The sequence below is a fragment of the Arthrobacter sp. A2-55 genome, assembly GCF_025548615.1.
Taxonomy (GTDB): domain Bacteria; phylum Actinomycetota; class Actinomycetes; order Actinomycetales; family Micrococcaceae; genus Specibacter; species Specibacter silviterrae.
The window spans coordinates 57,012-63,095 of record NZ_JAJLOZ010000013.1 but is presented as its reverse complement, the minus strand read 5'-3'; the positions used below and the strand labels follow the sequence as shown (position 1 = coordinate 63,095).

Annotated in this window: 6 protein-coding genes and 1 pseudogene; 4 read left to right on the top strand and 3 right to left on the bottom strand. The window is 68.4% G+C overall.

Translation table 11 applies throughout. The features are described from left to right. Nucleotides 1–354: pseudogene (locus LPN03_RS05835) on the bottom strand (VOC family protein); the annotation flags it as partial. A 52-nt stretch (nt 355–406) separates the two neighbouring features. On the opposite strand from LPN03_RS05835, the gene LPN03_RS05830 reads away from it, so the two are divergent. Next, on the top strand, nt 407–994 hold the full coding sequence (locus LPN03_RS05830) for a YdeI/OmpD-associated family protein (RefSeq protein ID WP_165181445.1): 588 nt from the start codon (nt 407–409) through the stop codon (nt 992–994). 102 nt (nt 995–1,096) lie between these two features. Here the strand turns inward: LPN03_RS05830 and LPN03_RS05825 are convergent, their stop codons facing one another. Beyond that, the gene (locus LPN03_RS05825) at nt 1,097–2,155 is read right to left on the bottom strand and encodes a glycoside hydrolase family 76 protein (RefSeq protein ID WP_240901769.1); all 1,059 of its coding nucleotides are present in this window, start codon (nt 2,153–2,155) and stop codon (nt 1,097–1,099) included. Between the two features lie 137 nt (nt 2,156–2,292). On the opposite strand from LPN03_RS05825, the gene LPN03_RS05820 reads away from it, so the two are divergent. Continuing rightward, on the top strand, nt 2,293–3,066 hold the full coding sequence (locus tag LPN03_RS05820; RefSeq protein ID WP_370875271.1) for an SDR family NAD(P)-dependent oxidoreductase: 774 nt from the start codon (nt 2,293–2,295) through the stop codon (nt 3,064–3,066). 5 nt (nt 3,067–3,071) lie between these two features. After that, complete coding sequence (locus LPN03_RS05815; protein WP_165181508.1) at nt 3,072–4,274, top strand: acyl-CoA dehydrogenase family protein; 1,203 nt, start codon at nt 3,072–3,074, stop codon at nt 4,272–4,274. Between the two features lie 245 nt (nt 4,275–4,519). Here the strand turns inward: LPN03_RS05815 and LPN03_RS05810 are convergent, their stop codons facing one another. Continuing rightward, nucleotides 4,520–5,326, bottom strand: coding sequence for a DUF1684 domain-containing protein (locus tag LPN03_RS05810; RefSeq protein WP_262453475.1), 807 nt, complete (start codon nt 5,324–5,326; stop codon nt 4,520–4,522). A 133-nt stretch (nt 5,327–5,459) separates the two neighbouring features. Here LPN03_RS05810 and LPN03_RS05805 point away from each other — a divergent pair, with 133 nt between their 5' ends. Then, nucleotides 5,460–6,041: an SRPBCC family protein gene (locus tag LPN03_RS05805; RefSeq protein ID WP_262453474.1), complete on the top strand. Its 582-nt coding sequence runs from the start codon at nt 5,460–5,462 to the stop codon at nt 6,039–6,041. Nucleotides 6,042–6,084 lie beyond the last annotated feature (43 nt).

Genomic DNA, 6,084 nt, shown 5'->3' with positions numbered 1-6,084 from the left:
CAGGAACGTGAAGCCATCCGGCGCAGTGACGCGGGCTGAGGGTCCGTGCGGCGTTTCGAGCAGTTCCGCGCGGGTTCCGTCGGCCAGCGTGCGCCGGACAAAAATGTCGCGGTCCCGGATCTCAAAACCCAGCTGCACGGAGCCGTCCCGCCGGCCGCCGTCGTCTGCGGTGCTGGTGTCCTGCCGGCCGCCGTCGTTGCCGGGAGCGGTGCGGTGCAGGCCCACCTTGCCGCGGCCGGAGTCAAAAACGCGCCAGTCGGTGTGGTTTTCCGTGCACCCGAGGCCGAGCGCGCTGAGCAGGGCGGCATGGTCGTCCAGGGCGGAGGTGGAGAGGACGGGGCGGACGCGCAGCATGGTGCCTCCGTGGTTGGTGGTGCCTCCACGCTACCAACGTTAGGGTGTAGCCATGATCGAGCTCCCCGAACTCTTGCTCCCGGACGCTGCGGCGTGGCGGGCCTGGCTGCTGGAACACCATGCATCGAGCCCGGGCGTGCGGCTGGTGCTCCACAAGAAGGGCGGCACCGTCACCGCACTGGACTACGCGGGCGCGCTGGATGAGGCCCTGTGCTTCGGCTGGATCGACGGGGTCATCGGCAAGCGCGACGCCGGCAGCTACCTCACCCGCTTCACACCCCGCACCCGGACCAGCAAGTGGTCCAAGAACAACGTCGAGAACATTGGGCGGCTCACCGCGGCCGGCGTCATGGAAGCTGCCGGGGTGGCCGCCGTCGAGGCAGCCAAGGCCGACGGCCGCTGGGAGGCGGCCTATGTCAATCAGGCGGATGCGCAGCTCCCACCTGATTTGGCCGCCGCCATCGCCGCGAATCCGCGGGCGCAGGCCATGTTTGAGGTGCTCACGGCGGTGAACCGCTACGCGCTGATCTACCGGACCACCACCGTCAAGACACCGGCGGCCCGGGTGGCGAAGATTGCCCGGTTCGTGGAGATGCTGGCGGCCGGGGAGACCCCGCACCCGCAAAAGCGCCGCCCCTGAGTCGATGCGGAATCAGGCACCGCTGCTTGTGCGCCGGACTGTCCGGTACGTTTTGCGCATAATTCGTCGGGCCCCGGGCCGGCCGCGCATCGGGCACGGTAGCTACGCAGTGGGCAGGGTGGCGGCGGCCTCAAATATGGTCCAGCGCTGGACTGCGGCCGACAGCAGGGCCGGCCCGCTCGCACCCTCAGGGTCTGGCTCCCCTGCGAGGCCGGCGGCCGTCAGCGCCACCAGCCGCGCCGCCGTCGTGCGTGATCCTTCCGGCAGCCGCAGGTCCCGGGCCGCCACTGCCAGGTAGCGGCACAGGATGCCGGTGAACAGGCTGCCGTCGCCGCCGGGCTCCAGCCGCAGCCCGCCAGCCGCCGTGGCCAGGCCGCGTTCGACGGCGGCTACCAACTCCGCGGCCTGGCTCACGTACTGCGGGTGGTCGAGTTCCAGCAGGGTGGCCAGGATGGGGCCCTGGTTGTACGTGTAGATGGTGCGCTCGACTTCCGGGCCCCGGGGCGTGGGGTGGACGCCGTCGAGGTACAGGCCGGAGCCGGCATCAAACAGCTCGGTGCGCAGCCAGTCCGAGATGGCGCGGGCCAGGTCCAGGTTGCCGGTCCGGGCGAAGTGCAGGGCAGCTGGGCCATTGGCCGGCGTGTTCTTGTAGTCGCGCTTCCGTGACCAGTAAATGCCGCCGCCCAGGACGCCGTCGCGGGCCCGGCCAAGCTGCGCCGTCAACGTGGAGGATGCCACGCCCGCCAAAAGGCAGGGCCGGCCGGACAATGCCAGGGAGAGGCCGTTGAGCCGGTCGGCGGCGAGCGCCAGCCACGCCATGTCGTCGTAGAAGTAGTTGGGGAAGCGGCCGAAGTTGCGGACCATGATGCCCCTCAGCAGTGCACGCCCCCGTGCCAGAGAGAGGGCGGCGGAGGCCCTGCTGCCGGACCCCAGTTCGCGCAACCCGGCGTCCACCACGGCGTCGAGGTAGTGGGCCTGCCACCAGTAGTGCCATTCGGACCAGGGCGTTGGGTCCTGCGTGGCGGGAACGGACACGGCGCCAATCCACGTGCCGGGGACGCCCATGAGGCGGTGGCCAAAGCGGGCATGGACGTTGAGGGCGGTGCGGGCCGCGCGTTCCGCCCACTGCCCGCCGGAGGGTGCCATTCCGTGATCCGTCATGGACCCAAGCGTACTGTTTGCTGCAGGGAGGCATGTCCCGGACAAGGGATTTCAGTTAGTATTCATTAACGCAAGCCTTTGCAGTTTTCGCGGCCCCAGTGCGGGCCGGCCAACCTCAACGAGGAGGAACCATGGAAATTTCACAGAACGGCACCGTCGCGCTCATTACGGGCGCCGCATCGGGCCTGGGGGCAGCGACGGCGAGGCGGCTGCATGCGGCGGGGGCCGCCGTCGTGCTGGTGGACCTGCCGCAGTCAAAGGGTGCCGAGCTGGCGGCGGAACTGGGGGAGCGGGCTGTTTTTGCGCCCGCCGACGTCACGCTTGAGGACCAGGTACGGGCCGCCATTGGGGCAGCGGCTGCGCTGGGGACCCTGCGCATCGCCGTCAACTGTGCCGGAATTGCCACGCCGGGCAAGGTGCTGGGGCGCGACGGCGTGCTGCCGCTGGACCAGTTTGCCCGCGTCATCCACATCAACCTGCTGGGCACCTTCAACGTGGTCAGGCTGTGCGCCGAGGCCATGGCGGCGGCGGAACCCCTGGCAGGGGAATTCGGGCCGGAGCGCGGCGTCATTGTGAACACAGCCTCCGTGGCGGCCTTTGACGGACAGATCGGCCAGCCCGCCTATGCGGCGTCGAAGGGGGCCGTGGCCGCCATGACGCTGCCGCTGGCCCGGGAACTGGCGCGCTCCCTGATCCGCGTGGTCAGCATTGCGCCCGGCATTTTTGAAACCCCCATGCTGGCCGGACTTCCGCAGGCCGCGCAGGATTCGCTGGGACAGCAGGTGCCGCACCCGTCGCGCCTGGGCAAGCCGGCCGAATACGCTGCCCTCGTTGAGCACATCACAGCGAACGCCATGCTCAACGGGGAGACGATCCGGCTTGACGGCGCCATCCGGATGGGGCCCAAGTGACTGGAATGCAGGCACTGCCGCCGGCCGACTTTTTCGGCTACGAGTCCCTCCTGACGGACCAGGAAGCCGCCAAGCTGGCGCAGCTGCGCACGTTCCTGGCGGAGGAAGTGGCCCCGTACTCCACACAGTGGTGGAACGACGCCGAATTCCCGGCCCACATCCTACCCAAAATCGCCGCCCTGAACCTTGCCGCCCCGGACAGGCTGCAGTTTTCCCACCTGTTCACGGGCCTGGTGATCGCGGAAATGACGCGCGCAGACACCTCGCTGGCCACCTTCTTCCTGGTCCACCACGACCTCTTTGTCCAGGCCCTCATCGACTTCGGCTCGGAGGAACAAAAGGCACGGCTGCTCCCCGACGCCATCGCCCTGCGCACCACCGGCGCCTTCGCCCTCACCGAACCGGACCACGGCAGCGACGTCTCCGGGGGCATGGAAACCACCGCCCGCAAGGTGGAGGACGACGCCGGCACCCACTGGGTGCTCAACGGCACCAAGCGCTGGATCGGCAACGGGACGTTCTGCAACCACATGCTGCTGTGGGCCAAGGATGCGGACACGGGAGAGGTGCGCGGCTTCATCCTGGACGGGTCCCTGCCAGGGGTCGAACGGACCAAGATCGAACACAAGATCGCCTTGCGGACAGTGCAGAACGCTCACATCACCCTGGACAACGTGCGCGTGGAGGAGCGGGACCGCTTCTCCGGCGTCGGCTCCTTCAGCGACACCAACAAGATGCTGCGCGGATCGCGGATCTCCGTGGCCTGGCAGGCCGTGGGCCAGCAACTGGCGGCGTTCGACGTGGCCCGGGCGTACGCCGTCGAACGGCAGCAGTTCGGGAAGCCGCTGGCGTCCTTCCAGCTCATCCAGGGGCAGCTGGTGAAAATGCTGGGCAACGCCACGGCGTCGCTGGCCATGATGGTGCGCATCGCCGCGCTGCAGGATGGCGGGGATGCCGGGGCCGCCGGGGGCTTCCTCTCTGACGCCACCATGGCGCAGGTGGCCCTGGCCAAGGCGCACACCACGGCCGCCATGCGTGAAACCGTGGCCATGGGCCGCTCCATCCTGGGAGGCAACGGCATCGTCACGGATTACCGCATGGCGAAGATTTTTGCCGATGCGGAGGCCATCTACACCTATGAGGGCTCGCATGAAATCAACACGCTGATTGCGGGCCGCGCCATCACGGGAGTGTCAGCGATCGTGTAGCCGCCCCCACCACCGACGCTCCCTCATCAAATGGGCGCATATGGCCAACCCTCCCTCATCAAACGCGGCCCCACGACGGACCCTCCCTCAATTCGCTCGGGAGGATCGGCCGGGAGGGCACGAAAGGTGAGGGATCGTCGGCCGGGAGGGCACGAAAGCTGAGGGAGGATCGGCCAGGAGGGCGCGAAAGGTGAGGGAGGGCCGGCCGGGAGGGCACGAAAGCTGAGGGAGCGTCTTGGGGGAGGCTACTTCCGCGGGTCGCGCTCGCCGGCCTCAACGGCTACCTTGATTCGGTTCCCCTCGACAGGGGCAGGGCACGTGCCGAAGTCGCTGAAGGCGGCGGGGTAGTTGACGGTGCGGTTGAAATCCAGCACCACGGCTCCGTCCGCGCCCGGCTTGGCCACCTCCAGCTTGCGCCAGCGCCAGCTGCTGGCATTATTCGTTTCGTCGTGGAACGTGACCACCAGAGAGTCCGGCCCGCCGTCCTCGGCCCCGAGCCGGTATGTTGCGCCGCCCAGCTCAAAGACCACGTCGCCCACCAGGACGGCGGCACCCGGGACGTCCGGGTGGGCCGTGGTGATCGCCACCGTGCGCGGCTCGGCGTAACGCTCAAAGGCGCCCGTGAGCACCAGTGACGGGTTGTAGCCAAACACCGGAACTCCCGTGAAGCCGGTCAGCGTGGGGGACTGCGCATCGCGGGTCCGGACCATGTAGCGCCCGGCCCGCATGCCCAGCTCAACCACCACCGTGCCAAACTGCACCCACATGAGCGATTCCTCATCGGCCAGGGTGGCCTCAATGGTGCCGTCAACCGGCGTTTCCCCCTCCACCAGCGTCAGGTGGTCCGGGGCAGCGGCGGTGAGGAACGCGGCGGTGCCGTCAGTGCTCCAGAGCCCAGGGACGCCGTCGAGCGCGGAGGGGGAGGCGGGCAGCCACTGGAAGGAGGTCAGGGTCAACCAGCCGTGCTGCGAGGCAAGGGCTGAGTTGCGCCCGGCGCGGAAGCGGTCCCAACTTTCCGTCAGGGGAATCTGTTCGGCGGGTTGCGTGCTCATGGTGCTCCTTGCTGCGGCTGCTGTGTCTGAATCCACTGTAGGCACAACGCGGGACGTCGATCCGCCTATTCCGCCCGCCGCCGGCGCCAGCACCCTATCCCGCCCGGCGCCCGGGGGATGGAAGAATGGGACGATGGGAACGAACAACCATCTGAACAAGGACATGGCCCGCTTTGGCCTCGGCACTGTGGACCCGGCGGGCCCGGACGGCGTGAAGCTGACTCTCGTCCGGGACTACTCGGCGGCGCCCGCGGACGTCTGGGCCATGTTCACGGACCCGGCAAAAACTCAAATGTGGTGGTGCCGGGTGCGCGGCCAGGCCCGGACCGGTTCCTCCTTTGACCTCAAATGGCTCAACGTCAAGGATGAGGGCCACGGCATTGAAAGCGGCTGGTGGAACGGCCGCGTGCTCGCCGCCGAAGCCCCGCAGCTGCTGGAACTGAGCAATGCCATGCACGGCACCATCCGAGTTGAGCTGGCCCCGAACGACGACGGCGGCACCCGGCTGGTGTTCACCAACACGCTGGCCGTCCCGGATGAAGTGGTGCCCATGTCCCTGGCCGGCTGGCATGTCCACCTTGACCATTTGCAGGAGGCCCTGGACGGCAAAAGCGTTGACTGGCAGCACTGGTGGGACGACTTTTATCCGTGCTGGGAAAAGGTCCACGCCGGGTATGCTGCGGGGCCGCAATCCGGGGGCGGTGCCGGAAAGTGAACAGCTGCCGGGACGGATTCGCCGTGTGGGCCCCCGCACAATA

Excerpts from the sequence above, each read along its gene's own strand:
- LPN03_RS05805 (WP_262453474.1), top strand. The coding sequence starts at position 5,460 with ATGGGAACGAACAACCATCTGAACAAGGACATGGCCCGCTTTGGCCTC.
- LPN03_RS05830 (WP_165181445.1), top strand. The coding sequence starts at position 407 with ATGATCGAGCTCCCCGAACTCTTGCTCCCGGACGCTGCGGCGTGGCGG.
- LPN03_RS05810 (WP_262453475.1), bottom strand. The coding sequence starts at position 5,326 with ATGAGCACGCAACCCGCCGAACAGATTCCCCTGACGGAAAGTTGGGAC.
- LPN03_RS05815 (WP_165181508.1), top strand. The coding sequence starts at position 3,072 with ATGCAGGCACTGCCGCCGGCCGACTTTTTCGGCTACGAGTCCCTCCTG.
- LPN03_RS05825 (WP_240901769.1), bottom strand. The coding sequence starts at position 2,155 with ATGACGGATCACGGAATGGCACCCTCCGGCGGGCAGTGGGCGGAACGC.